The sequence below is a fragment of the Micromonospora sp. NPDC050417 genome, from assembly GCF_044458865.1.
Lineage (GTDB): Bacteria > Actinomycetota > Actinomycetes > Mycobacteriales > Micromonosporaceae > Micromonospora_G.
Genome location: NZ_JBITIH010000002.1, coordinates 1 through 25,125, shown reverse-complemented (window position 1 = coordinate 25,125; position 25,125 = coordinate 1). Strand labels below are relative to the sequence as shown.

At 68.9% G+C, this 25,125-nt stretch carries 21 protein-coding genes; 13 read left to right on the top strand and 8 right to left on the bottom strand.

Annotated features, from left to right (window positions below):
• Positions 1–191: 191 nt before the first annotated feature.
• On the bottom strand, positions 192–863 hold the full coding sequence (locus ACIBF5_RS02705) for a hypothetical protein (RefSeq protein WP_396807426.1): 672 nt from the start codon (positions 861–863) through the stop codon (positions 192–194).
• Positions 864–1,017: 154 nt separating this feature from the next.
• On the opposite strand from ACIBF5_RS02705, the gene ACIBF5_RS02700 reads away from it, so the two are divergent.
• The 4 genes from ACIBF5_RS02700 (at position 1,018) to ACIBF5_RS02685 (ending at position 6,659) form a co-directional block, all read left to right on the top strand.
• Complete coding sequence (locus ACIBF5_RS02700) at positions 1,018–2,262, top strand: HupE/UreJ family protein (RefSeq protein ID WP_396807424.1); 1,245 nt, start codon at positions 1,018–1,020, stop codon at positions 2,260–2,262.
• Between the two features lie 147 nt (positions 2,263–2,409).
• A complete protein-coding gene (locus ACIBF5_RS02695; RefSeq protein ID WP_396807422.1) occupies positions 2,410–4,335 on the top strand; it encodes a fibronectin type III domain-containing protein in 1,926 nt (641 codons plus the stop codon).
• Between the two features lie 93 nt (positions 4,336–4,428).
• Positions 4,429–5,508 (top strand): WxL protein peptidoglycan domain-containing protein, encoded by a 1,080-nt coding sequence (locus ACIBF5_RS02690; protein WP_396807420.1) that lies wholly within the window; start codon positions 4,429–4,431, stop codon positions 5,506–5,508.
• 137 nt (positions 5,509–5,645) lie between these two features.
• The gene (locus ACIBF5_RS02685; protein WP_396807418.1) at positions 5,646–6,659 is read left to right on the top strand and encodes a D-cysteine desulfhydrase family protein; all 1,014 of its coding nucleotides are present in this window, start codon (positions 5,646–5,648) and stop codon (positions 6,657–6,659) included.
• Between the two features lie 2 nt (positions 6,660–6,661).
• Here ACIBF5_RS02685 and rho read toward each other — a convergent pair whose 3' ends face one another.
• A complete protein-coding gene (rho, locus tag ACIBF5_RS02680; protein ID WP_396807416.1) occupies positions 6,662–8,041 on the bottom strand; it encodes a transcription termination factor Rho in 1,380 nt (459 codons plus the stop codon).
• A 464-nt stretch (positions 8,042–8,505) separates the two neighbouring features.
• Here rho and ACIBF5_RS02675 point away from each other — a divergent pair, with 464 nt between their 5' ends.
• A complete protein-coding gene (locus ACIBF5_RS02675; RefSeq protein ID WP_396807414.1) occupies positions 8,506–9,429 on the top strand; it encodes a DUF6282 family protein in 924 nt (307 codons plus the stop codon).
• On the opposite strand, the gene ACIBF5_RS02670 is transcribed toward ACIBF5_RS02675, so the two are convergent.
• Positions 9,405–10,358: a LysR family transcriptional regulator gene (locus tag ACIBF5_RS02670; RefSeq protein ID WP_396807412.1), complete on the bottom strand. Its 954-nt coding sequence runs from the start codon at positions 10,356–10,358 to the stop codon at positions 9,405–9,407. The two genes, ACIBF5_RS02675 and ACIBF5_RS02670, sit on opposite strands and share 25 nt — an antisense overlap.
• 77 nt (positions 10,359–10,435) lie before the next feature.
• Here ACIBF5_RS02670 and ACIBF5_RS02665 point away from each other — a divergent pair, with 77 nt between their 5' ends.
• From ACIBF5_RS02665 to ACIBF5_RS02655, 3 genes are all read left to right on the top strand, one after another.
• Positions 10,436–11,356 (top strand): EamA family transporter, encoded by a 921-nt coding sequence (locus ACIBF5_RS02665; protein ID WP_396808247.1) that lies wholly within the window; start codon positions 10,436–10,438, stop codon positions 11,354–11,356.
• A gap of 139 nt (positions 11,357–11,495) precedes the next feature.
• On the top strand, positions 11,496–12,623 hold the full coding sequence (locus tag ACIBF5_RS02660; protein WP_396807410.1) for an LLM class flavin-dependent oxidoreductase: 1,128 nt from the start codon (positions 11,496–11,498) through the stop codon (positions 12,621–12,623).
• Positions 12,620–13,234, top strand: a complete 615-nt coding sequence (locus tag ACIBF5_RS02655) for an FMN reductase (RefSeq protein ID WP_396807408.1) — start codon at positions 12,620–12,622, stop codon at positions 13,232–13,234. The genes ACIBF5_RS02660 and ACIBF5_RS02655 overlap by 4 nt, the downstream gene beginning before the upstream one ends.
• A 68-nt stretch (positions 13,235–13,302) precedes the next feature.
• Here the strand turns inward: ACIBF5_RS02655 and ACIBF5_RS02650 are convergent, their stop codons facing one another.
• Positions 13,303–14,622, bottom strand: coding sequence for a multidrug effflux MFS transporter (locus tag ACIBF5_RS02650; protein WP_396807406.1), 1,320 nt, complete (start codon positions 14,620–14,622; stop codon positions 13,303–13,305).
• 275 nt (positions 14,623–14,897) lie between these two features.
• On the opposite strand from ACIBF5_RS02650, the gene ACIBF5_RS02645 reads away from it, so the two are divergent.
• The 3 genes from ACIBF5_RS02645 to ACIBF5_RS02635 all read left to right on the top strand — a co-directional run bounded on the left by ACIBF5_RS02645 (position 14,898) and on the right by ACIBF5_RS02635 (position 18,811).
• Positions 14,898–15,266 (top strand): TcmI family type II polyketide cyclase, encoded by a 369-nt coding sequence (locus ACIBF5_RS02645; RefSeq protein WP_396807405.1) that lies wholly within the window; start codon positions 14,898–14,900, stop codon positions 15,264–15,266.
• A gap of 7 nt (positions 15,267–15,273) precedes the next feature.
• A complete protein-coding gene (locus ACIBF5_RS02640) occupies positions 15,274–16,629 on the top strand; it encodes an FAD-dependent oxidoreductase (RefSeq protein WP_396807403.1) in 1,356 nt (451 codons plus the stop codon).
• Positions 16,630–16,693: 64 nt separating this feature from the next.
• A complete protein-coding gene (locus ACIBF5_RS02635) occupies positions 16,694–18,811 on the top strand; it encodes a prolyl oligopeptidase family protein (RefSeq protein ID WP_396807401.1) in 2,118 nt (705 codons plus the stop codon).
• Positions 18,812–18,886: 75 nt separating this feature from the next.
• Here the strand turns inward: ACIBF5_RS02635 and ACIBF5_RS02630 are convergent, their stop codons facing one another.
• From ACIBF5_RS02630 to rfbB, 4 genes are all read right to left on the bottom strand, one after another.
• Positions 18,887–21,151 carry a heavy metal translocating P-type ATPase gene (locus ACIBF5_RS02630; protein ID WP_396807399.1) on the bottom strand — a complete coding sequence of 755 codons (2,265 nt, stop codon included), beginning with the start codon at positions 21,149–21,151 and terminating at the stop codon, positions 18,887–18,889.
• An 11-nt stretch (positions 21,152–21,162) separates the two neighbouring features.
• On the bottom strand, positions 21,163–22,137 hold the full coding sequence (locus ACIBF5_RS02625; protein WP_396807397.1) for a hypothetical protein: 975 nt from the start codon (positions 22,135–22,137) through the stop codon (positions 21,163–21,165).
• Positions 22,138–22,143: 6 nt separating this feature from the next.
• Entirely contained in the window at positions 22,144–22,347 is a 204-nt protein-coding gene (locus ACIBF5_RS02620) for a heavy-metal-associated domain-containing protein (RefSeq protein ID WP_396807395.1), read from the bottom strand.
• A 192-nt stretch (positions 22,348–22,539) separates the two neighbouring features.
• Positions 22,540–23,532, bottom strand: a complete 993-nt coding sequence (gene rfbB, locus ACIBF5_RS02615) for a dTDP-glucose 4,6-dehydratase (RefSeq protein WP_396807393.1) — start codon at positions 23,530–23,532, stop codon at positions 22,540–22,542.
• A gap of 288 nt (positions 23,533–23,820) precedes the next feature.
• On the opposite strand from rfbB, the gene ACIBF5_RS02610 reads away from it, so the two are divergent.
• Together ACIBF5_RS02610 and ACIBF5_RS02605 are read left to right on the top strand one after the other, a co-directional pair.
• Complete coding sequence (locus ACIBF5_RS02610; protein ID WP_396807391.1) at positions 23,821–24,201, top strand: hypothetical protein; 381 nt, start codon at positions 23,821–23,823, stop codon at positions 24,199–24,201.
• A gap of 156 nt (positions 24,202–24,357) precedes the next feature.
• Entirely contained in the window at positions 24,358–24,612 is a 255-nt protein-coding gene (locus ACIBF5_RS02605; protein WP_396808246.1) for an SCO4848 family membrane protein, read from the top strand.
• Positions 24,613–25,125: the final 513 nt, after the last annotated feature.

The following is a 25,125-nucleotide window of genomic DNA, read 5'->3' as shown; positions in this document are numbered from 1 at the left end:
GGCGTCGGATTCTCGCAGGGACGTCATCTGTCCTAGCCAATGGCGATGCCGGGCCGATCGAGGTCTGAGTCTGACCGATCGGAGACTGCGGCGAAGGGTCGAAATTCGACCTGGCGCCACCGAAAGTTTCGGGAAGCTTTCCGGACCGTGCTGCCCCGTCGGTCGGCACCAGCGTGCCAGCCGCTTCCCAGCTAGACCTGGTCGAGCCAGACCACGATCCCGGTCAGGTCGTTGAGTACGGCCGCGACGCCCGCCCTGATGGCGGCGGCACAGCGTTGCGCCGTGAACGAGTCGGGGTCGTACGTCGAGGAGGCGCCGAGCCCTTCGCCCCGGAACGAGGCACCGTTCCAGTCGACGGACGTGACGTTGTGGGTGGGCTCCGCCAGTTCCGCGCCGACCACCAGGAACTGTTGTGACAGATGGCTCGGGGTGACCGTGGCGAGCGGGTCAATGAGGTCGTTGCCCGCGCTGACGATGAGGTCCGGGCTCATGTCGAGAACCCTGGTGATGCTGGGAATGAAGTCGTGCGCATCGTGGGGGACCACCGTTCGGAGGTTGACGTCCTCCTCCTTCGCCCAGTCCTCGACCGCCTTCACGAGGGCCTTGGTCGGGCTGTCGTCACCCGATGTGAGCAGCACCACGCGAAAGTCCTTCGACGGATGGACCCCGTCCCAGGAGCCCGGTCGCGGCGTGACGGTCGCCTCCGGGGCGGGCTTGGCGGAGGGGTCGACGAACCCAGGGCCCAGAGTCCCGATGGCGCTGGGCTTGGCGTGCGGCCGTGACCAGTCGTCACCGGAACTACAACCGGTGACGAGCGCGGCGGCCGCGGCCAGCATGGCAACGGCCCGAAGCGGGGGGCGCAAGGTGTTCGTCCTTTTCGGTGGTGGCGGAAGTCCCGTGGTTCCTTGTATTCCTATCTCACCTTCTCTCCCGCTCAATCCACTGGCTGGCGTTCCGCGAGTTTGTTTTCCAGTGGTTCTCCGGCGGTCGGGCTGCTGTTAACCCGCGACATGCAACGTGCACTGGCCAGAGCGAGGGAGCCGCATGTTGAGACCCGTCCACCGTACCGTTATCGCCACCGTTGTCGGGATCGCTGCGGTGATAATTGTGTTTCTGAATGCCGGGCCGGCGCTGGCCCACGGATTTTCGTCGACCGTGTACGCGAATATCACAGCGGGAGACGAGGGTCACATAAGGACGAAGCTGGGACTCGAATACGACCTCCTTGTCGTGTCCGCGGCCGACTACGAGGACGACGACTCGCTCTTCGATGCGGGAACCGCCGCATTCGACGCAGGTGACCCAGAAGGACAGGCCGCCGCGCTGGACACCCACGCCGCGTCCGTCGCCAAGTACGTCACCGAGCGCTTCTCGGTGACTTCCCGGGGTGAGGTGTGCAAGCCGACGCAGGTCGGCGGCGTGACGATCGGCCAGCAGGAGGGCGTGCCGTACGCCGATCTGCTGCTCGACTGGACCTGCCCCGAACGGGCCGACGAACACGAGGTGCGCAGCGCGCTGTTCCCGGACGGCGAAACCTACGTCAAGGGCACCAAGACGATCGTCACCTACGAGATCGACGGTCGTTCGGGCAGCGCCGCACTGGACGCGGGCAGCCCGTCCTTCTCGACCGCCCAGGCGTGGTACGAGCGGTTCCGGGAGTTCTTCGTCCTCGGTGCCGAGCACCTGCTGACCGGGATCGACCACATTCTGTTCCTGCTGGCGCTCATCGCCGGTTCGCGGCGTCTGCGTGAGATCGTGCTCGCGGCGACGAGCTTCACCCTGGCGCACTCGGTGACGTTCATGCTCGCTGCTCTCGGCCTGGTCAACGTGCCCGCAAGCGTCGTGGAGCCGATCATCGCGCTGTCGATCGCCGTCGTCGCCGGCTGGCACCTGTGGGGGGTCTGGCGTCGCGGCGACCGCGCCACGGAGCTTGAGACGGCGGGCCGCGGCCACTTCAACCTGGATCGTGCGGGCTGGATCCGCCTCGGGGTGGTGTTCTGTTTCGGTCTCGTGCACGGCCTCGGCTTCGCGGGTGCGTTAGGGATCGACGAGGCGTGGTCCTGGACTCTGCTCTGGTCCCTGCTGGTGTTCAACGTAGGCATCGAAACTGTGCAGTTGGCGATCATCGCCGTTGTTTTCCCGCTGTTGATCCTGCTGCGACGCCGTGCGCCGAAAATCGGTCTCTGGGCGACCGGTGTCGTCTCTGCCGGCGTGTCCCTTATGGGGTTGATCTGGTTCGTGCAGCGCCTGTCGGGGTCCTGAAGATGGCGGCCCAGGTCCTTCCGAAATGCAATCAGTCGCAAGATCACGTTCATGACGGGTTCACCATGCAGGGACAGCGTGAAGTTGCTTCTCTGCGATAAGAGAAAAGCTTCTCCATATTTCCATCGGTAAAAGGAACGGAAGTCGATGACATTGAGCTACTCGACACGGGCCCCCGGGCTTGTGCGGCGCCGCATGGCCGCAGGGGCCACGGCGGCATTCCTGGGCTTGGCCGTAGCCGCCGGTAGCGGTGTGGCGACCGCCGCCAGCGCGGCCGAGTCCACCACGCTCACCGGCATCATCCTTGGTGTGGGCGCCGACGAGACCCAGCGCATCGTGACCTGGTACTCCTCGGCCGACACCGCACAGAAGGTCCAGCTGGCCCCGACCGCCGACATCGTGAACGGCGAGTTCCCCGCCAGCGCCTCCACCTTCGACGCCACTGGTGGAGCGAACATCGCCACCAGCGGCGGCTTCAACCGCCACGCGACCATCACCAGCCTGAAGGAGCACGTGGCGTACTCGTACCGCGTTGGCTCCGAGGGCAACTGGTCCCCGACGTACTCCTTCAAGACGCAGGACTTCGAGGGCGACTACGACTTCCTGTTCTTCGGCGACCCGCAGATCGGTTCCTCCGGCAACGTCGCGAACGACCAGGCCGGCTGGCAGGACACCCTGAACGTCGCGCTCGCCGCCAACCCGAACATCGAGATGCTGGTGTCGGGCGGTGACCACGTCGAGAGCGCCAACACCGAGACTCAGTGGAACGCCTTCCTCGCGCCCGACCAGCTGCGTCAGGTCCCCGTCGCCGCGACCATCGGTAACCACGATGTCGGCGGCAAGGCGTGGGAGCAGCACCACTTCACCCCGAACACCGACCGGTCGGCCGCGTACTACTCCAACGGGAACCCGGCTTCCAACACGTCGGGCGGTGACTACTGGTACATCTACAAGGACGTACTGTTCATCGACCTGAACAGCAACAGCTACGCCACCTCCCAGGGCGGCGGCGGCGACGAGGCGCACACCGCGTACGTCACCGACGTGATCAACCAGCACGGTGACGAGGCCAAGTGGAAGGTGCTCGTCTACCACCACTCGATCTACTCGCCGGCCAGCCACGCCAAGGACGGCGACAACAAGGCGCGTCGGGTCGACTTCCCGACCACCTTCTCCAAGCTCGGCGTGGACATGGTCCTCCAGGGCCACGACCACAGCTACTCCCGTAGCTACCTGATCAAGAACGGCGAGAAGGCCGACCCGAACGAGCAGCCCGGCGCGGACGACGTGGTCGCCGGCCCCGGCGGTGTGCTCTACGTGACGGCGAACTCGGCCTCGGGCTCGAAGTACTACGACATCACCAAGCCGGACAGCAGCGGCACGAGCGGTGCCGGCAACGGTGCGGACCCGCTGAACTCGGCCAACTACTGGTACAACTCGGTGCAGAACCAGGAGCACGTCCGGACCTACATGAAGATCCAGGTGCGCAGCGACAAGCTCGTCGTCGAGAACATCCGCAGCGCCGCCTACGGCGACCAGGGCGTCGGCTCGATCGTGGACAAGGTCTCCGTGCACCCGTACCACGCCTCTGGCCAGGACATCCAGGTTGACGTTCCGAACCCGGCTCCGGGCGAGTTCGGCTGGACGATCGACGGCTACAACGGCCTGGTGGACCTCGGTACCGCGCAGGAGCGCAACGGTACGTACTTCGAGGCGAACGGCAAGATCAACCCGATTCTCGTGTCGGACAGCCGCCGTTCGCTCGCCCCGTGGTCGCTCTCGGCCAGCGTGGGTGACTTCAAGGACGGCGACAAGACGTTCTCCGGTGCCTACCTCGGTTGGACCCCGTACGTCCTGGACGCCGGTGCCGGAGCGGAGGCCGGTGCCCAGGTTCTGTCGTCCTTCGACGACCAGGGCAAGGGTCTCTCGGTCTCCAGTGGCCTCGCCGCCGCCGTGCAGGGTCACCCCCGGGGCGGCGCCAAGCTCGGTGCTGACCTGGACCTGAAGTTCCCGGACAGCGTCGCGAAGGGTAGCTACCGCGCCACCCTCACGATCACCGCGCTGAGCAGCTGATCGAACCCGCGTTACCCGGCGGGGTGAGCGCCTTTGGGTGCTTGCCCCGCCGTTCGCTCCAGACCCGCACCAGAAACGCCTGAGGACCTTGAGATGCATGCGCTCGTAACGCGCCGAAAGACCACGGTCGCCGCCCTTCTTCGTACCGCCGCACTGGCGCTGCTCGCCACCCTCGCGGTCTCCTGGCTGGCCGTTGGCCCCGCTCGGGCGGCCGACGGCGATGTCGCCTGGACGGTCAGGACGGCGTCCAACGGCTTCGGCGCCGATCGGTCCAGCTTCAGTTACGGGGTCAACCCGGGCGCGACGGTCGAGGACGCCATGGTCGTTGCGAACCGAGGCCCGGTGCCGCTCGACCTGGCCGTCTACGCCGCCGACGGCTTCACCACCGACGCGGGACAGCTCGACCTGCTGGCCAAGGACGGGAAGTCCGTCGGAATCGGCGCCTGGGTCCACGCCGCCGGCGGCAGCGTCACGATCCAACCCGGGAAGTCCGCCGAGGTTCCCTTCAAGGTCACCGTCCCGGGCAACGCCACGCCTGGCGACTACGTAGGCGGCATCGTCACGTCGCTCACGCAGGCCGACACGGCGGAGGGCATCAACGTCGATCGGCGCCTCGGTATCCGGATCAAGCTGCGGGTGGGCGGCGAACTCAAGCCGAGCCTCGTGATCGAGGATCTCCACGTTGACTACGCCGGCTCGTCGAACCCGTTCTCCAAGGGCGACGCCACCGTCACCTACAAGATTCACAACAACGGCAACGCCACCCTGTCGGCTCAGCAGACGGTGTCGGTCTCGGGCCCGTTCGGATGGCTGAAGGTCGACGCGGGCAAGATCGCGTCACCGCCGGAACTGCTCCCCGGGGAGAGTCGCAACGTGACGGTGCCCGTCCACGGTGTGTCGCCCGCGCTCCGACTGGCCGCGACCGCGACCCTGACCCCCCTGCTCACCGACCCGTCCGGCTCCATCACCTCGCTCGATCCGGTCCGTGCCACGGCACACGGTTGGGCCGCACCGTGGCCGATGCTGGTGCTGATCGTCGTGCTGATCGTTGTCGTCGCCGGGGCGGTCATCCTCGCTCGCCGCCGCCGCGTACGGAGCAAGGCACGTGAGGACGCCCGCGTACGGGAGGCCGTCGAGAAGGCGGTCCGCGACAAGGGGCAGCAGGGGCGCTGACCGGCCACCGGACCGGCGGGATCGCGGACGAGCCACTCCGCCTCGGTGTCCGCTGCCCGTCGACCGGTTGGTGGTGCGGTTTCTCCTGCTGACAGGCTGGGCGGGGTGGGTCACCCCGTAGAGCCGAAGGAGTTCCGATGGCAGACAGTGCCGCCGTACCAGCGCCGGATCAGCACGTCCGGCTCGGAAGCTGGCCCACGCTGGTTGAACCCGCACCCCGGCTGGCGCAGGCGATCGGCCTCGACCGCGACGCGCTCTGGATCAAGCGGGACGACCTCGGTGGCCTGGGCGGTGGCGGGAACAAGGTCCGCAAGTTGGAGTGGACGGTCGGTGCGGCGATCGCTGCCGGCGCGGACACCCTGGTCACGACCGGCGCACCGCAGAGCAACCATGCCCGGCTCACCGCCGCCGCCGGCGCGCGACTCGGCCTGCGGGTGGTGCTCGTGCTCCGGGGACACGCCGGTGACTCCCGATCCGGAAACCTCGCGCTCGACGGCCTGTTCGGTGCCCGGGTCCACTGGGCCGGCGACGTCGACCAGCGGCGCCTCGACGAGATCACCGGCGGGATCGTCGAGCGGCTGCGCCGGGACGGGGCGCGCCCCACGCTGATCCCGTTCGGTGGCTCCAACGCGGTCGGGGCGTACGGCTACGTCCGGGCCGGAATGGAGTTGCTCGACCAGGTGCCCGACCTCGGCCTGGTGGTGGTGGCGCTCGGTTCCGGCGCCACGATGGCCGGGCTGGTCGTGGCCCTGGGCGCGGAGCGGGTTCTGGGTGTACACACCGGTGCCCTGGCCGATCCGGGAGCGGTCGTCGCCGACCTTGCCAGCCAGGTTGGCCGGACCGGGATCACCGCAGCGCGGCTGCGCATTCGGAACGACCAGGTCGGGGCGGGTTACCCCCACCTCACCGAGCCGGCCGCCGAGGCGTTGGAACTGGCCGCCCGTAGTGAGGGAGTCGTCCTCGATCCGATTTACACCGGTCGGGCGATGGCGGGCCTGATCGCCGCCGTTCGTGAGGGTGCGATCGACCGGGGAACCAGGACGGTCTTCTTGCACACCGGAGGGCTGCCGGGGCTGTTCGGTCATCCGGCCGCCGTCGAGCGGGCCGAGCTGGCGCTCGACGCGTACCCGGCCGCCGAGTCGGAGCGTTGAGGCTACCGACCGCGTGTCCCGCCCGGGGCGGCGGCGGCGATTCGGGCGAGGAACTCGACGTTGCTCCCGCTCCGGCGTAGCTGGTCGAGCAGGTATTCCAGAGACTGCTGCGTGCCCTGCCCGGCAAGCGCCCGGCGCAACCGGGCGACCACAGCCGCCTCCTCCGGCGCGAGCAGAACCTCGTCCATCCGGGTGCCGGAGGCGAGAACGTCCACCGCAGGGAAGATCCGCCGCTCGGCGGCCTTCCGGTCCAGGCGCAGTTCCGCGTTACCGGTGCTCTTGAACTCCTCGAAGATCACCGTATCCATCAGCGAACCGGTGTCGACCAGCGCCGTGGCGATGATGGTGAGCGACCCGCCGTTCTCGATGTTCCGGGCCGCGCCGAGGAACCGTTTCGGCGGATACAACGCGGTCGAGTCGATACCGCCGGACATGCTCCGACCGTTCGACGGTGCCGCCAGGTTGTACGCGCGGGCCAGTCGGGTCAGCGAGTCCAGCACCACGACCACGTCCATGCCCTGCTCCACCAGGCGTTTCGCCCGCTCGATCGCGAGTTCGGTGACCGCGATGTGCTCCTGCGGCGGCCGGTCGAACGTCGACGCGACCACCTCGCCTCGGACCGACCGCTCCATGTCGGTCACCTCCTCGGGGCGTTCGTCCACCAGCAGCACCATCACGTGGCACTCCGGGTTGTTCCGGCCGATCGCGTCCACGATCGCCTGGGTGACCATCGTCTTGCCCGCCTTTGGTGGTGACACCACCAGTGCCCGCTGCCCCTTGCCGATCGGCATCACCAGGTCGATCACCCGGGTGGTGAGCAGGTGCGGCTCGGTCTCCAGGAACAACCGTTCCTGCGGATACAGCGGGGTCAACTGATGGAACTCCGGACGTCGCCGGGCCTCCGGCGGCGCGAGGCCGTTGACCGTGTCCAGCCGGACCAGCCGCCGGAGCGGCTCCCGCCGCTGCTCGTCGCCCCGGCCAGCCCGCGCGGTACCGGTCAACAGGTCGCCACGGCGCAAGCCGTACTCCCGGACCTGTGCCGGGGAGACCTGCACGTCGTCCGGTCCGGGCCGGTAACCGGCGGTACGGATGACCGCTCGGTTGTCCCGCAGGTCGAGCAGCCCGGTCACGGGCAGGGCCGTCTCGTCACCACGAGCGGTCTCCTCACCACGAGCGGTTTTGTCACCGCTCCCGGCCGACCGGTCGGTGGCCGTACGGGCGACGTGACCGGTGTCGGTGCCGCGAATCGCGCGGGCCGGTGTCCCGGACGGGCGCCGGGTCCGGCGGTCGACGGCCCGCCGCCGAGGTTCGTCGAGCCGACCGGAGTCGTCGGTGCGGGCGCTGATTGTCCGCTGGTCGACCAGCGGCTGAGTAGGAGGCATTTCTCTCCTCGAAGGTGTGTGGGTCGCCGCGCCCGGCGCGCCGACCCGACGGGTCGGTGGCGGTCGTCGGGCCGAACGGCCCGGTGAGAGGCGGGGCGGTATTGAGCGGTGGTGGTCTGGTGACGGTCACCGCGACGGGCACCGGGCTCAACGGAGATGGTTCCGTCGGCCCGGCTGGAAATGGATCCACCGGCGCCTGGAGAGCCGAGTGCGAGAGTAAGAATCGTGCTCCCGGTCGGGCTGCTTCACCGACGCGTCGAGTGGGAACTGAACTCAACGTAGCGCGGCTGACCGGCGTTGGCAACCACCACCGACAGGTGGGGCCGGTTACGGGAACACCGCTCGGTCTCCGTCGACTCGTTCCGAATGTACCGATCGTGCTGGTGGAGCACGGCCCGGACATTGTTGTCCATCGTCGTCCGACGGGATGGAATAGGGGCACGTACGGCGGCCGAAGGAGTGCCATGCCCGACCATCCCGTTCCGTCGGCCAGTGCCCGCGCGCTGGTCACCGGGGCCTACGACATCCACGTACACGTGGCGCCGGACGTGATGCCGCGCCGGATCGACGACCTTGACCTGGCCCGGCGGTTCGCCGCCGTGGGGCTTGCCGGGTTCGTGCTGAAGTCCCACTACGTGGCCACCGCCGAACGGGCGGCGGTGGTACGCAAGGTGGTGCCAACGGTCGATGTGCTGGGCGCGGTGACGTTGAACGGCGCGATGGGCGGCATCAACCCCACCGCCGTCGAGATCGCCGGGCGGCAGGGGGCGCGGATCGTCTGGCTGCCCACCGTCGACGCGCGCAACCAGCGGGACTCCGCAGCCCACGATCCACCCGGTGCCACGCCGCCGATGTGGCGCGCGGTCCAGGCCGACCTCCACGCCCGGGGCATCACCACCGAACCCGTCGACGTGCTGGACGACCGGGGCCTAGTCCTGGACCGGGTACGTCAGGTGCTGCGGGTCGTCGCCGCGCACGATCTCGTCCTCGCCACCGGGCACCTCTCCGGAACGGAGATCCTGGCCGTGACCCGGGCGGCGGGCGAGGAGGGGGTACGCCGAATCGTCGTCACCCACCCGGAGTTCACCAGTCAGCGGCTGCCGGTGTCACAGCAGCGGGAACTCGCCGCTTCCGGCGCCCTGCTGGAGCGCTGCTTCACCACCGCGTACACCGGGAAGGTGGACTGGCAGGAGCTGTTCGACAACATCCGGGCGGTGGGGACGGAACACTCGGTGCTCTCCAGCGACCTCGGTCAGCCGTTCAACCCGCCGGTCGAGGACGGCATCGCTCTCCTCGCCGACCGGCTGCTCGCCGCCGGTTTCGGAGCTGACGAGGTACGCACCATGGCGGTCACCAACTCCCGTCATCTCGCCGCGCCCAGTGTGTGATCAGCGGCCGGACGGGGCGCGTCGGACGGGGTCGGCAGCGGTGTGGCGGTCAACGCCCGGAGCAGGGCGTCGATCGCCGGTCGCAGCGGTGCCGTACCCCTGATCCGGGTCACCGCGAAGATCTGCCGACCGGTGACGGGCTCGTCGAGCGGCCGTACGTCCACCCCGGCGGGCACGTTGCGCAGGGCCAGCCCGGGTACGAGCGCGGCACCCAGGCCGGCGGCGACGAGGTCGAGGGTGAGGGCGAAGTCGATGGCCCGGTGGCGGATGTCCGGCTCGAACCCGGCGAGGTGACAGGCGCGCAGCGTGGAACGGCCGCACGGGGTGTGTTCGGCGCTGGCCACCCAGGGCACGTCGGGCAGGTCGGCCAGTCGACGGGTGGCCCGCCCCCAGCGACTAGGCGTGATCAGGTGCATCGGGTCGGTGGTGATCGGATGCCGTTCGAGTCCGCTGAACCGGGCCGCCGGCACGTGGTCGTACTCCTGGAGGACGGCGATGTCGATGGTGGCCGAGCGGAGGTCGAGCTGGCTCTGCTGGTCCTCCGCCTCGATCACCCGTACGTCCAGATCGGGGTGTTCCGCCATGGCCCGCGCCGCGGCCGGGGCGACCAGGGCGCCGGCGGCGGAGGGGAACGAGGCCACCCGTACGGTCCCGTCGACCTGTTGCCGCATCGCGGCGAGACCGGCGACCGCGTGTTCGACCGCGCCGAGGATGCGTTCGGCGTGTCCGGCGAGGAGCTGGCCGGCGGCGGTGAGTACGACACCGCGTCCGGAGCGTTCGACGAGTTCGCAGCCCGCCTCCCGGGAGAGCTGTACGAGTTGCTGGGAGACCGCCGACGGGGTGACGTGCAGGGCGGTCGCGGCGGCGGTCACCCCGCCGCGTAGGGCCACCTCGTGCAGAACCCGAAGCCGTCGTACGTCCAAATCCATGAAGGCACGCTACAACAACACTTAAGATCTCTGAACTAGACCTTAACGGTTTCGTCCGGGACGGTGGAGCGGTGAGAATGACCCACCGGCTCCAGGCCCTGCTCGTCGCCGCCATCTGGGGCGTGAACTTCGTCGTGATCGAGATCGGCCTGCGTGACCTGCCCCCGCTGGTCTTGACCGCACTCCGGTTCGTCGTCGCCGCGGTGCCACTCGTCCTGCTGGTACCCCGACCCACCGCCCGGTTGCGCTACGTCGTCGGTTACGGGCTGGTGCTCGGCGTACTGAAGTTCGGGGTGCTCTTCACCGCCATGGACGCCGGCATGCCGGCCGGACTCGCCTCGCTGGTGCTACAGGCCCAGGCTCTGGTGTCGGTGCTGCTCGCGGCGGTGCTGCTGCGGGAACGGCCCAGCGGTTGGCAATTGGGCGGAGTGTTTGTCGGCTCCGCCGGGATAGGGATGCTCGCGCTCGGCAACGGCCATGCCACTGTCGTCGGGTTCGCGCTCACCCTCGCCGCGGCGGCGAGCTGGGCGGTCGCGAACGTGGTGGTACGCGCGAGCGGCGAGACCCGTCCGCTGTCGCTGCTGGTCTGGTCCAGCCTGGTGCCGCCGATTCCGCTGCTCGGTCTCGCCTCGGTGGCGGACGGACCCGGCGCGGTGCTCGACGCGATCACCGGGCTCTCCTGGCGTGGCATCCTCGCCGTCCTGTACGTCGCCTACGTCTCCACGCTGGTCGGGTTCGGCGTCTGGAACCGGCTCATCGCCACCTACTCGGTGGCCCGGATAGCTCCGTTCAGCCTGGTCGTGCCGGTCTTCGGGCTCGCCGCGTCCTGGCTGTTCCTGGGTGAGCCGGTCGGCGTACGGGAGGGGGTGGCCGCCCTGGTCATCCTCACCGGCCTGGCGTTGGTGCTGCGCCCGGCCCGACCGGTGCCGGCCGGTCGGGGGTCGGCGGAGATGGGCGATCTTGCGCTCGTTCGGCTCACCGGGCGTGGTGGCGAATAGTCGACCATCCGTACCGAAGTGGGGGTGCCAGGGGTAGACAACTCGTCCCGGGGAACCGGAATAAGGGCGGACGACACCGGGTTCTAGGGTGTAGTTCAAACTTGAAAGAATTCTGGTCGAGACGAGGCGGGCAGCAGACATGCAGTTCGGGATCTTCACCGTTGGTGACGTGACCACCGACCCCACCACGGGACGCACACCTTCCGAGGCTGAGCGGATCAAGGCGATGGTGGCGATCGCGTCGAAGGCCGAAGAGGTGGGGCTGGATGTGGTCGCCATGGGCGAGCACCACAATCCGCCCTTCGTGCCGTCGTCACCGACCACCATGCTCGGCTACGTCGCGGCCCGGACGAACCGGATCATCCTGTCGACCGCCACGACGTTGATCACCACCAACGACCCGGTGAAGATCGCCGAGGACTACGCGATGTTGCAGCATCTCGCCGACGGCCGGGTGGACCTGATGATGGGGCGCGGCAACACCGGCCCCGTCTACCCCTGGTTCGGCAAGGACATCCGGGCCGGCATCCCGCTCGCGGTCGAGAACTACGGGCTGCTGCACCGGTTGTGGCGCGAGGAGGTCGTCGACTGGAAGGGCAAGTACCGTACGCCGCTGCAGTCGTTCACCTCGACCCCGCGCCCGCTGGACGGCGTACCGCCGTTCGTGTGGCACGGCTCGATCCGGAGCCCGGAGATCGCGGAGCAGGCCGCCTACTACGGCGACGGGTTCTTCCACAACAACATCTTCTGGCCCATGGAACACACCAAGCGGATGGTCGAGCTCTACCGCAAGCGGTTCGAGTTCTACGGCCACGGCAAGGCCGACCAGGCCATCGTCGGTCTGGGCGGGCAGGTGTTCATGCGGAAGAACTCCCAGGACGCGGTCCGCGAGTTCCGCCCGTACTTCGACAACGCACCGGTCTACGGCCACGGCCCGTCGCTGGAGGACTTCAGCACCGAGACCCCGCTCACCGTGGGCAGCCCGCAACAGGTGATCGACCGGTACCTGACCTTCCGCGAGCACGTCGGCGACTACCAGCGGCAGCTCTTCCTCATGGACCACGCCGGCCTGCCGCTCAAGACCGTGCTGGAGCAGCTCGACCTGCTCGGCGAGGAGGTCGTCCCGGTGCTGCGGCGGGAACTTGACGCGCTGCGGCCGGCCCACGTACCGGACGCGCCGACCCACGCCAGCCTCAGGGCCGCCCGGGACGTCGCTGCGACCGGGGCCGAGGTCGAAGGTGACGCGGTGGCTGGAGCCGGACGATGAAGCATCGTCAACTGGTGGTGATCTCCGCCGGCCTGAGCCAGCCCTCGTCGACCCGACTGCTCGCCGACCGGCTCGCCGCCGCCACCCGACAGCAGGCCGAGGAGCGCGGCATCCAGCTCGACGTGCACACCGTCGAGCTGCGTGACCACGCGCACGACCTGATGAACAACATGCTCGCCGGCTTTCCACCGGCGGCGCTGAGGCAGACGCTCGACCAGGTCGCCGCCGCTGACGGCCTGGTCGCGGTCACGCCGATCTTCAACGCGTCGTACAGCGGGCTCTTCAAGCTCTTCTTCGACGTGCTCGACGACGCCACCCTGGTGGACAAGCCCGTGCTGATCGGTGCCACCGGCGGCACCGCCCGGCACTCGCTGGCGCTCGAACACGCGATCCGGCCGATGTTCGCCTACCTACGCGCGGTCGTGGTCCCGACCGGCGTGTTCGCCGCGTCGGAGGACTGGGGTGGCGGGTCCGCCCAGGATGGCCTGGCCAAGCGGATCAACCGGGCCGCCGTCGAGTTGGCACACCAGATCGACCAGCGCCAGCCCGCCCAAATCGCCGACCCCTACGCCAACCCCACCCCCTTCACCGACCTCCTCGCCAGCGACTGAGGTGTAAGGAGGGGCCCCTTGTTAACGCTATGCGTTAACAAGGGGCCCCTCCTTACACCCGGAGAGGGTTAGTGGGTGGGGGCGGCGGGCGCGGCGGAGTCGATGTCGGTGAGTTCCTCCGCTCGGGTGAGCAGCAACAGCGCGACGACCGCCGCCAGCATGCCGCCGGCCATCACCACCGCCATCGCCGTACTGCCGGTGCCGAACAGGCCGACCAGCGGAGCGGCGAGCGCGCCGACCCCGAACTGCACCGCGCCGAGCAGCGCCGCGGCCGTACCGGCGGCCTTCCCCTGCCGGGCCATGGCCAGGGCCGGAGCGTTCGGCATCGCCAGCCCGACAGCGGCGAGCACCGCCCAGAGCAACACCAGTACGCCGGCGAGGCCCCCGAACCCGGTCGCCGCGACCGCGAGCAGACCGAATCCGAGTACGGTGCCGCCGATCAGTGCACCCCGCAGGATCTGGAACGGGGTGTACCGGCGCAGCAGCCGCACGTTCAACTGGGTCGCCCCGATCAGGCCCACCGCACCCGCGCCGAAGATCACCGCGAACACCTGCTCGTCCAGGCCGTACTGGTCCTGGAAGACGAAGGAGGAGCCGGAGACGTACGCGAACAGGGCGGCCATCGCCAGCCCGGCGACCAGCGCCAGCCCGACGTACGTCCGGTCCCGCAGCAGCGATCCGTAGACCCGCAGGGTGCCGGCGACCCCGTCGCGGCGACGGTGTTCCGGCGGCAGCGATTCGCGGAGCCCGAACACGGTCACCGCGATGAGTGCCAGCCCGAAGATCATGAGTGCGACGAAGACGCCGCGCCAGTCCGTCCAGCGCAACAGCGCGCCGCCGAGGGTCGGGGCCAGCACGGGAGCGACCCCCATCACCAGCATCAGCCGGGAGAAGAGCCGGGCCACGGCGGAGCCACGGAACAGGTCACGGACCACGGCCAAGGCGATCACCGAGGCCGCCGCCGCGCCCAGCCCCTGGAGTACGCGCAACGTGCCCAGCACGGCGACGTTCGGCGCGACGACACAGAGCAGCGAGGCGAGTACGTGCAGCGCCATGCCGGCGATGAGCGGCTTCTTCCGGCCGACCGCGTCCGAGACCGGGCCGATCAGCAACTGCCCGAGGGCGAGTCCGGCGAGCGTCCCGGTGAGGGTGAGCTGCACCGCCGCGTCGGTGGTACGCAAGTCGGTCGAGATGGTCGGCAGGGCCGGCAGGTACATGTCGATGGTCAGCGGGCCCAGCGCGATCAGCGATCCCAGGACCAGCACCAGCCGCCGTTGCTGACGGCGGTCCGGTTCGCCGTCCGTCGCCGGGATCCTGGCAGCGCTCTCCACTGCGGTTCCGACAGCGGTTTCGGCTGCGGCGTCGGCCCGTGGTTCGACCGTGGTCATGTGGCCCCTTCCGGGGTGTCTAGGGCGGGGCGACGGTGCGGGGGCCCCGCGGCCCGGCGGGAGCAACCACCACAAGACTCGCCGATCGCGATGACATTCCCGTGTCGGCCAAGCGTGCCGAGGCTCACAACACGGCACGGGCCGTCAACGGGAGTGCGGTTCGGCCGGGCATCGGTGACGCGGGAGTGACGCGCCGACCAGCAGGGTGATCGAGGGTGAGCCGTCGGACCGCCAGCGGGACCGGTCGGCACAGTGTCTGTGGAGGGAGAGCTTCGATGGACCGTCTACTGATCGTCGGCCGGATGGCGCCAGGACCCGAGAACCGGGTGGAGCCGGGTGCTGAGGAGCGGATCGCGCAGATTTTCGCGGAATCGGACCAGACCGAACTACCCGCTATCACCGGTGCCCGACACCGGTCTCTCTACTGCCTCGGTGACCTGTACCTCCACCTGGTCGAACTGGACGGGACCAGTGCGGCGGGATTGCCGGCCGCCGCCACGCACCCCCTGTTCATACAGCTCAACCAGCGGTTGTCGAGCTGCACCACGCCGTACCTGTCGACCTGGCGTTCACCGCGCGACGCCATGGCCCGGTGCTTCTACACCTGGGACGCGGCGGTTCCGGTGCAGCGGAGCGGGCAGTGAGCAGCTGATGTCCGCCAGCGCGCCGGAGGTGATCATCATCGGTGCCGGCACCGGCGGAATGTGCCTGGCACACGGACTACGACGGGCGGGCATCGGGGTCCAGGTCTACGAGCGGTACCGCACGCGTGGCGACGGTCTGCACGGCTACCGGGTCGGCATCGGGCCGACGGGGAACCGAGCCCTGCGGGAGTGCCTGTCGCCGGAGCTCTTCGCGACCTACATGGCCACCTGCGCGCGTTCGCCCCGGTACTTCAACGTACTGACCGAGAAGATGCGCGAGACCGCCTCGTTTCCCCTGCGGCCGGAGACCGAGACCGACCCGGTGGAGAGCGACCGGGCGGTCTCCCGGATGACCCTGCGCCAGGTCCTGCTCACCGGCATGGAAGACGTGGTGCATTTCGACAAGACGTTCACGCACTACGAGCAGCACCCGTTCGGTCGGGTCACCGCGTACTTCGCCGATGGCACCAAGGCGACGGCCGATCTGCTGGTCGCGGCGGACGGCACCCACTCGGCCACCCGGAGGCAGTATCTCCCGCACGCGCGAATCCAGGACGCCGGCAGCATCAACATCGCCACCAAGATTCCGCTGACCGATCACACCCGGGGACTCCTCACCGACCGCGTACGGGACGGGATCTCATTGATCTTCGGCGCCGGTGGGCTGATGGGCGTACTCCACGTGATGGAGTTCAACTGGGACAAGCACGGCGTACCAAAGGTGGGTATCGGCGGCAGCGAGGCGAGGCTGATCGAACGCTGGCCCGGACTGCTGTACGACAACACCCGTGACTACATCAACCTGATCATCTGGAGTGCGCATCACCGATTCCCGCCGGACGTGATGCGGATGCGGGGGGAGGCACTCGTACAACTCGCACTGGACCTGACCCCCAACTGGCACCCGAACCTGCGTGAACTCTTCGTCCGCAGCGACCCGAACAGCTGCATCCCCGTCAAGGTCGCCACCTCCGAGCCGATCCAGCCGTGGCAGCCGAGCAACGTCACGCTGATCGGTGACGCCATCCACACCATGACCCCCGGGCGGGGCGTCGGTGCGAACACCGCGCTCCGCGACGCCGCCCTGCTCTGCCGCCAGCTTGTCGCCGCCGTCGCCGGGGAGAAAAACCTGCTCCGCGCGGTCGCCGACTACGAGGCGGAGATGCTGCCGTACGGCTTCGCCCGGGTCGCCGACTCGTTGGCGAACAACGGAACCAGCGGCAACGACCCGCTCTACCGCCCGGTGGTCGGCCGATTCGCCCTGATGGCGGCCCGCGGCTACTTCAGCCTGACCAGTCGGGTGCCGCCGTTACGTCGCCGGTTCGTCGACGAGATCTATGCCCGTCGGGGGGCGCACGGCTGACCCGGAACCCCCTAACCTTCCCTTCGGCGGCGGTCCGACGCCGAGGTAGGGGAAGGGGTGCCGGATGGCCGACATCGACGGCGAAGAGCACGACGAGGACCGTTACCGCTGGCTCGAAGAACTGGACAGTGAGGCGGCCACCGGCTGGGTGGCAGACCGGAACGCGGCCACCCTCGCCGCCCTGACCAGCGTCGACTCGTACGAGCCACGTCGCGACGAACTGCGCCAGGTGCTCGACGCCGAGGACCGGATCGCCTACCCGGGCTGGCGCGGCGAGCTGCTCTACAACCTGTGGCAGGACGCGGCCCACCCGCGGGGGCTGTGGCGCCGTACGACGCTGGAACGGTACCGGCAGCCGGAGCCGGAGTGGGAGATCCTGCTGGACCTGGATGAGCTGGCCCGCCAGGAGGGTGAGAACTGGGTCTGGCAGGGCGCTGCCGTGCTCCGTCCGGACTATCGGCGCGCCCTGGTCAGCCTCTCCCGGGGCGGCTCCGACGCGGTGGTGGTACGCGAGTTCGACCTCGCCGAGCGGATTTTCGTCACGGACGGGTTCACTCTGCCGGAGGCGAAGAGCGACGTCGACTGGATCGACGCCGACCACATCTACGTCGGCACCGACTTCGGTCCCGGGTCACTCACCGACTCCGGCCACCCCCGGATGGTGAAGCGGTGGCGGCGCGGTACGCCGTTGAGTGCGGCGGAGACCGTCTACGAGGGCGACCGTACCGACGTTGCCGTCGGTGCCGGACACGATCCGACGCCCGGCTTCGAGCGCGACTTCGTCAGTCGCATGATTGATTTCTACCGTTCCGAACAGTTCCTCCTGACCGAGTCGGGGGAGCTGGTCCGGATCGACGTGCCGGACGACGCGTGGATCGACATCCACCGGGAGTGGATGTTGATCCGGCTTCGGTCGGAATGGGCGGTCGACGGGGTCACGTATCCGGAGGGGGCGGTGCTGGTCGCCCGGCTCGATGACTTCCTCGGCGGTGACCGGAAACTGACCCCGGTCTTCGAACCCGGCCCCACCACCTCGTTCAGGTACCACAGCTGGACCCGCAACCACCTGATCCTGGCCGTGCTCGACGACGTACGCCAGCGACTGGAGGTGCTCACCCCGCAGGACGGGGGTTGGCGGCGGGCCGTACTGGACCAGGCGCCCGGATTCCAGCACACCGACGTCGTCGACACGAATCCCGAGCACAGCGACGAGTTCCTCCTCGTCACCGACGGCTTTCTCCAGCCGGCGACGCTGCGGCACGGGCGGTTCGATGCGGAGGGCGGCGTCGCTGGCGGGTCCGACGTGGAGGAGAGCACGTTCGGCGCGGAGGACAGTGCGTCCGGTACGTTCGGCACCGGGATCGGCATTCTCAAGCAGGCGCCGGCCTTCTTCGACCCGACCGGTCTGTCGGTCCGGCAGCTCTTCGCCGTCTCGGCCGACGGAACCCGGGTGCCGTACTTCGTGGTGGGTCCACCCGACGGCGCTGCCGGGCCGACGCTGCTGACCGGGTACGGCGGCTTCGAGGTGTCGATGACGCCGGGATACGACGGTATCGTCGGCCGGGGTTGGCTGGCTCGGGGCGGCACCTACGTGGTGGCGAACATCCGGGGTGGTGGCGAGTACGGCCCGCGCTGGCATCTGGCCGCGATGCGGGAGAACCGGCTCCGGGCGTACGAGGATTTTGCCGCCGTGGCGACAGACCTGGTGGCTCGGGGCATCACCGATCCCGGCCGGCTGGGCATCGAGGGCGGTAGCAACGGTGGCCTGCTGATGGGCGTGATGCTTACCCGCTACCCGGAGCTGTTCGGCGCGATTGTCGCCACGGTGCCCCTGCTCGACCTGCGGCGGTACCACAGGTTGCTGGCCGGGGCGTCGTGGATGGCCGAGTACGGTGACCCGGACCGGGAGGCGGACTGGGCGTACCTGCGTGGGTTCTCGCCGTACCACAACGTGCGGCCGGGTCGGCCGTACCCTCCGATCCTGTTGGTGACCTCGACCCGCGACGACCGGGTCCATCCCGGTCATGCCCGCAAGATGGTGGCCCGGTTGGAGGAGTACGGATACGACGTCTCCTACTACGAGAACGTCGAGGGCGGCCATGGCGCGGCGGCGAACAACGCCCAGCGGGCGGTCAAGTGGGCCCTGATCCTGGAGTTCCTCTGGCGCCGCCTGACCCCCTGACCGCCCGCAGCCTGACCGCTCCGGCCCCTGACCGCCCGCAGCCTGACCGCCCGCAGCCTGACCGTCCGTCGCTGGTCAACGTAGTGGGCGGAAACCGCGCAGACGCAGGCTGTTGGCGACCACGAAGACCGAGGAGAACGCCATCGCGGCACCGGCGATCATCGGGTTGAGCAGGCCCGCCGCCGCCAGTGGGAGGGCCGCGACGTTGTAGCCGAACGCCCAGAACAGGTTGCTCTTGATGATCCGCAGAGTGCGCCGGGAGAGCCTGATCGCGTCTGCGGCGGCGATCAGGTCGTCCCGTACCAGGGTCAGGTCGGCGGCCTCGATCGCCACGTCGGTGCCGGTGCCCATGGCGATGCCGAGGTCGGCCTGGGCCAGTGCGGCGGCGTCGTTCACACCGTCGCCGACCATCGCCACCACCCGGCCCTGGTCCTGTAGCCGCCTGACGACGTCGACCTTCTCCGCCGGCAGCACCTCCGCGATCACCTCGTCGATGCCCAGCTCGCCTGCGACCGACCGGGCGACCCCGGTGTTGTCCCCGGTGAGCAGCACCGGGGTGAGACCGAGCCGGCGCAGTGCGGCGACCGCGTCGACGCTCGTCGGTCGGACCACGTCCGCGACCACGAAGACCGCCCGTGCCCGGCCGTCCCAACCGGCGAAGACCGCGGTACGACCAGCCTCCTCCGCCTCGGCGCGAGCCGCCGCCAGCGAGTCGGGCAGTTCCAGTCCCCGGTCGCGGAGCAGCCGCTCCCGTCCGACGACGAGTTCACGTCCGTCGACCGTGCCGGTGACGCCGAGCCCACCGAGTCCGGCGAAGTCGCCCACGGTGGGCAGCGTGCCGATCCGTTCGGCCGCGCCGGCGGCGATGGCCCGCGCGATCGGGTGTTCGGAACCGGCCTCGACCGCGCCGACCAGGCGCAGCGCCTCGTCGGGGTCCTCTGCCTCGGCGGCGACGATGTCGACCAGGGTCATCTGACCGGTGGTGACGGTGCCGGTCTTGTCCAGCACCACCGTGTCCACCGTGCGGGTCGATTCGAGCACCTGCGGACCCTTGATCAGGATGCCGAGTTGCGCGCCCCGGCCGGTGCCGACCAGCAGGGCGGTCGGTGTCGCCAGGCCCAGCGCGCAGGGACAGGCGATGATCAGTACGGCGACGGCGGCGGTGAACGCGGCGGTCCCGCCCGCGCCGGTGCCGAGCCAGTAGCCCAGGGTCGCGACCGCCAGTGCGATGACCACCGGTACGAACACCCCGGAGATCCGGTCAGCGAGCCGTTGCACCTGCGCCTTGCCGGTCTGCGCCTGTTCCACCAGCTTCGCCATCTGGGCGAGTTGGGTGTCCGAGCCGATCCGGGTGGCGCGGACCACCAGCCGTCCGCCGGCGTTGACGGTCGCGCCGACCACCGGTTCACCCGGCCCCACCTCTACCGGTACGGACTCGCCGGTGAGCAGGCTCGCGTCGACCGCCGAGGTGCCGTCTTCGACCACGCCGTCGGTGGCGATCTTCTCCCCGGGCCGGACCACGAACCGGTCGCCGACGGTGAGCTGCTCGACCGGTATCCGTACCTCGGTGTTGCCGTGCAGCACCGCGACGTCCCGGGCGCCCAGTTCGAGCAGGGCACGGAGGGCTGCCCCGGCCCGCCGCTTGGACCTGGCCTCGAAGTAGCGGCCGGCGAGGATGAACAGGGTCACCCCGGCGGCGGCCTCCAGGTAGATGTTGCCGCTGCCGTCGGAGCGGCTGATGGCGAAGCTGAACGGGTGGACCATGCCGGGGGTGCCGGCGGTGCCGAGGAAGAGCGCCCAGAGCGACCAGCCGAAAGCGGCGGCGGTGCCGAGCGAGACCAGGGTGTCCATGGTCGCCGCCCCGTGCCGCAGGTTCACCACCGCCGCGCGGTGGAAGGGCAGGCCGCCGTAGACGACGACCGGGGCGGCCAGGGTCAGCGACAGCCACTGCCAGTAGGTGAACTGGAGCGCCGGGACCATCGCCAGCGCGATCACCGGCACGGTCAGGACCAGCGAAACCCACAATCGCGTACGGAGACCGCGCAGCTCGTCGACTGGTCTCCCGTCGCTCTCGGTCTCCCCGGCGGGCCGGGGCGGTGGTGGGACCGCAGCGGTGTAACCGGTCTTCTCCACCGTGGCGATCAGCTCGGCCACGGTGACGGTGTCGTCGGTCAGTGTGACGCTGGCCTTCTCCGTGGCGTAGTTGACCGTCGCACTCACCCCGTCGATCCGGTTCAGCTTCTTCTCGATGCGGGAGGCGCAGGAGGCGCAGGTCATGCCGCCGATGGTCAGTTCGATCGGTGTGGCGGCCAGGGGCAGGGATCGGCCGGCGGTGGTCATCGGTGATCTCCTTAACCGTGGCTGTCGCCGTGGACACCGGCGAGCACGGTGAATTCGGCGGTGCGTACCGCGCCCAGGTGTTGGAAGTCCAGGTAGAGGCGGTAGGCCCCGGCGCTCGGCACCTCGACCTGGAACGTGACGGCCGGTCCGGACGGGGTCCGTCCGTCGCCGGGTCCGCCGTCTGGATGTACGTGTAGGTAGGCCAGGTCGCCGTCGCGTAGGGCCACCAGGTGACCGTACGCCGCGAGGTAGGGCTCCAGGTCGGTGACGGGGGTGCCGTACCTGCTCACGGTCAGGGTGAGGGTCGACGACGTGCCGGGTTCGAGGTCGCCGTCGAGGGTGACCGTGTAGCCGTCTCCCGCCGACGCGCTCCGGCCCGTGGCGGGCAGCGGCACCGGCCGGTAGTCACCGGGGGCGGGTATGTCCACGCCGAGCGTGACGTTGTCGGAACGTGCGGCTGGTTGGAAGTCGGCGATCAGGCGCATTGGCCCGGCCGAGGCGATGGTGAGCGGCACCGACCAGGTTCCGTCGACGGCCATCTGTGGATGTACGTGCTGGAACCCGGAGAGGTCGCGTCGGACCACGATCAGGTGCAGGTTCTTGTCGTGGGTCGGCGTGTACGCGGTGACCGGGCTGCCGTCCGGTCCCAGCACCCGGAACGAGAACGGATTGGCCGGGCCGGTGGCGAGGGTGGTGGTGAGGGGAACGAGCCGGTAGCCGTCCTGGGCGACCGCGAGCCCGCCCGGTGTACGTGTCGCCCCGCCACCCCGGGCGGGGTTACCGGTTCCGGTGCTGTTCTTTCCCGGCTGCGCGGTTGCGGAGTCGGAGGTGTGGCCGGAGTCGGGGGTGCCGTGGCCGTGACCGGGCTGTTCGGTGCTGGTGGAGGGCGCAGCCGGGCCACCGGCTACCTGGCCGACGCCGAGTGCGGCGGTGAAGACCGCCGCCAGCCCGGCCAGGTAGCCACCGATCTTGTATCCGGTTCTCATCGGTGGTTAGCCGACCAGGTTGTAGCCGGCCTCGTCGACGGCGGCGCGGACGGCCGTCTCGTCGAGGGGTTGGTCGCTGCTGACGGTTACGGCGCCGGTGGCGAGGTCGACCCGCACCTCGTGGACGCCGGGCAGGGCGCCGACCTCGGTCTGCACCGATGCGACGCAGTGGCCGCAGGTCATTCCGGTTACCTGGTAGGTCGTTTCCACGGTAGGGACTCCTGGTTTCTGAGGTGGTCGGCCGTGCCGGGCGGCACGGTCCCTGCTCCCGTCACCATACCCCTACCCCCCAGGGGTATCAAGGAACGTGCCGACCGGTTCGGTGGTAGTGACCAGCTAAACGACGAACGCGCTGCTCACGGCGGTGAGCAGCGCGTTCGGAAGAATCGTGGGCGGTCCGGGTCAGCGGCCCATCTCGCGGTACTTCGCCTCGGTCGCTTCCTTCTTCGGGCGCCACCAGCTCTCGTTCTGCTGGTACCACTCGATGGTCTGGGCGAGACCGTCGCGGAAGTTCAGGTACTGCGGCTTCCAGCCCAGCTCCGCCTGGAGCTTGCTGGAGTCGATCGCGTAACGCAGATCGTGCCCGGGGCGGTCACCCACCATGTCGAACCAGTCGTCCGGCCGACCCATGAGGCGGAGGATCTCCTGGACCACCACGATGTTGTTGAGTTCGCACTCGGCACCGATCAGGTACGTCTGCCCGATCCGTCCGCGTTCCAAGATCGCGTTGACCGCGGTGTTGTGGTCGTGCACGTGGATCCAGTCCCGGACGTTCTGCCCGGAGCCGTAGACCTTCGGGCGAACACCGTCGATCACATTCGTGATCTGCCGGGGAATGAACTTCTCGATGTGGTGGAACGGCCCGTAGTTGTTCGAGCAGTGCGAGATGGTCGCGCGTACGCCGAACGAGCGGATCCAGCCGCGCACCATCAGGTCCGAGCCGGCCTTGGTGGAGGAGTACGGACTCGACGGGTCGAACGCACTCTCCTCGGTGAACCGGCGATCCTCGTCCAGCTCCAGGTCCCCGAAGACCTCGTCGGTGGAGATGTGGTGCAGCCGCTTGTCGTGCCGCCGCACGCTCTCCAGGATGTTGAACGTCCCGATGAGATTCGTCTGCACGAATGGGCTCGGATCCATCACCGAGTTGTCGTTGTGCGACTCCGCCGCGAAATGCACCACCGTGTCGGCCTGCCGTACCAGCTCGTCGACGGTGGCGGCGTCGGTCACGGAGCCGTGCACGAAGTTGATCCGGTGTTCCACCTCGGCAAGGCTGCTCCGGTCGCCCGCGTACGTGAGGGCGTCCAGGACGTCGACCTGGCAATCGAGTGCGTCCAGTGCCTGACGGACGAAATTCGAACCGATGAAACCCGCACCGCCGGTGACCAGTAAGCGCATGGGCGCCATAGTAACAGCGCGGAGAATCACATAAATCTAGGCGAAGTCCCAGGTCGATCGGGTCGGACACCGCCGGAACACGGCGGTACGGACATGGACCGCCCGCCGTTGCCACCGCCGTCACCCGTCATGGGAACCGCCTGACTGTTTGCCCCGAAACAAGATAATTTCTCGCTATCGTCACCAGGGAAGCGGGCGTACGGGGACGACTCCCCGTCACCCGCACGTGGGCGGGCACAGCTCCCGCTCACCAGCTCTACCGGCGCTGGTCGCGGAGGGGGTACCACGATGGTCGTCCGTCGGAAGGGCCGGCGCGCGGAGCGCCGTGGCCCGGTTCTGGTCAGCACGCTCGTCGTTGGCGCGGCGTTGGTCCTGGGTCTCGGCATCGGTGGTCCCGCGACCGCTGGTTCACGCCTGCCGTCCAGTGCTGTCGCGCCAGGGCCAGCCACTCCCACCCCTGGCGGAGTCAGCTTCGAGGTGCTCCCGGTGCAACCCAGCGGAACCCCGACCGGCCACCCCACCCCCAGCCCCACCAGATCGGGTGATCTTCCGGTGACCGGCGGCGACGCGGCCTCTCCCGGCTGGCTACTTGCCGGGGGTGCGCTGCTGCTCCTGATCGGCGCACTGATCGTGGCCACGTCCAGGGGAGTACGCCGACTCCGGGCCTGATCCCGTCCGACGTGTTGACGGGCCGTTGGTTGCGGCGGCACCGGTGCGCCTACCTCCCCGCCGGGCGAAATTCCGCCCGCGGCCATAGCGCCAGCCGAAACCCCTTCGACGCAGGTCGTGGCTGACCGACTCGTCCTGGGAGACTTACCGCTCGTGATGCTTTCGCGAGGTTGGGCGTTGTTTCTGTCCGGGGTCGGGGTCTGGACCTGGGTGATCTGGCCCCGGTTCGGTCTGGCGATCTGGCGGGATCCGCGATCCTGGACCGATGGAGACGTGGCCCAGGGAGCCCCAACGGGATTCCTCTGGATACACGCGCTGCTGATTGTCGTCTCACTGGTGCTCGGTACGGCCGTCGGTCTGCTCGGTCTCCGTGCCTGGTTGTCGGTGAGGAGGGTGGGCCGTGGGCAGTGACGTCGCGAGGTCCCCACGGGGTTCGAAACCCAGTTGTGTTGATCGATTTGGCGTTGAACCAGTCATCCGGTAACTTTTTCGGAGTCAGCGGGGCACCGGACAAGATCCACTGGGTAAGACCGGGGGATACGGACGGCCCGCGAATCCTTCTGATCGGGCATGGTGTAGGTTGCTGTGTGTGTTTGGGAGGGGCCCGGTTGTGGTTTGAATCGGGGAGATGACAAACCGGGAAACGCCGGTTTGACTCGGCGGAAACGACCGGGTAGCGTAGTTAAAGCGCCGGGCGGGAACGCCGGGTGTGAATGGAAGTGGGAGTTAAGCCCCGGGTTGTGGGCCCCTTGTGTGGGGTTTGTGGTCTGGTGTGTGGTTGTTCTTTGAGAACTCAACAGGGTGCTTGATAAGCCAGTGCCAATTATGTTTTTTTCCCGGGCCGGCTTGCCTTTCTCTTTGGGGATTGGTTGGTTGGTTTGGATTCCTTTGGCAACTTTTTGTTGTCGGGACATTTTTTCCACA

What these genes read in the sequence shown, in the direction of transcription:
- ACIBF5_RS02610 (WP_396807391.1), top strand. Translation starts at nt 23,821, where the DNA reads ATGGTCGTCCGTCGGAAGGGCCGGCGCGCGGAGCGCCGTGGCCCGGTT.
- ACIBF5_RS02665 (WP_396808247.1), top strand. Translation starts at nt 10,436, where the DNA reads ATGACCCACCGGCTCCAGGCCCTGCTCGTCGCCGCCATCTGGGGCGTG.
- ACIBF5_RS02605 (WP_396808246.1), top strand. Translation starts at nt 24,358, where the DNA reads ATGCTTTCGCGAGGTTGGGCGTTGTTTCTGTCCGGGGTCGGGGTCTGG.
- ACIBF5_RS02670 (WP_396807412.1), bottom strand. Translation starts at nt 10,358, where the DNA reads ATGGATTTGGACGTACGACGGCTTCGGGTTCTGCACGAGGTGGCCCTA.
- ACIBF5_RS02675 (WP_396807414.1), top strand. Translation starts at nt 8,506, where the DNA reads ATGCCCGACCATCCCGTTCCGTCGGCCAGTGCCCGCGCGCTGGTCACC.
- ACIBF5_RS02630 (WP_396807399.1), bottom strand. Translation starts at nt 21,151, where the DNA reads ATGACCACCGCCGGCCGATCCCTGCCCCTGGCCGCCACACCGATCGAA.
- ACIBF5_RS02635 (WP_396807401.1), top strand. Translation starts at nt 16,694, where the DNA reads ATGGCCGACATCGACGGCGAAGAGCACGACGAGGACCGTTACCGCTGG.
- rfbB (WP_396807393.1), bottom strand. Translation starts at nt 23,532, where the DNA reads ATGCGCTTACTGGTCACCGGCGGTGCGGGTTTCATCGGTTCGAATTTC.
- ACIBF5_RS02640 (WP_396807403.1), top strand. Translation starts at nt 15,274, where the DNA reads ATGTCCGCCAGCGCGCCGGAGGTGATCATCATCGGTGCCGGCACCGGC.
- ACIBF5_RS02685 (WP_396807418.1), top strand. Translation starts at nt 5,646, where the DNA reads ATGGCAGACAGTGCCGCCGTACCAGCGCCGGATCAGCACGTCCGGCTC.
- ACIBF5_RS02645 (WP_396807405.1), top strand. Translation starts at nt 14,898, where the DNA reads ATGGACCGTCTACTGATCGTCGGCCGGATGGCGCCAGGACCCGAGAAC.
- ACIBF5_RS02695 (WP_396807422.1), top strand. Translation starts at nt 2,410, where the DNA reads ATGACATTGAGCTACTCGACACGGGCCCCCGGGCTTGTGCGGCGCCGC.
- ACIBF5_RS02655 (WP_396807408.1), top strand. Translation starts at nt 12,620, where the DNA reads ATGAAGCATCGTCAACTGGTGGTGATCTCCGCCGGCCTGAGCCAGCCC.
- rho (WP_396807416.1), bottom strand. Translation starts at nt 8,041, where the DNA reads ATGCCTCCTACTCAGCCGCTGGTCGACCAGCGGACAATCAGCGCCCGC.
- ACIBF5_RS02690 (WP_396807420.1), top strand. Translation starts at nt 4,429, where the DNA reads ATGCATGCGCTCGTAACGCGCCGAAAGACCACGGTCGCCGCCCTTCTT.
- ACIBF5_RS02650 (WP_396807406.1), bottom strand. Translation starts at nt 14,622, where the DNA reads ATGACCACGGTCGAACCACGGGCCGACGCCGCAGCCGAAACCGCTGTC.
- ACIBF5_RS02625 (WP_396807397.1), bottom strand. Translation starts at nt 22,137, where the DNA reads ATGAGAACCGGATACAAGATCGGTGGCTACCTGGCCGGGCTGGCGGCG.
- ACIBF5_RS02660 (WP_396807410.1), top strand. Translation starts at nt 11,496, where the DNA reads ATGCAGTTCGGGATCTTCACCGTTGGTGACGTGACCACCGACCCCACC.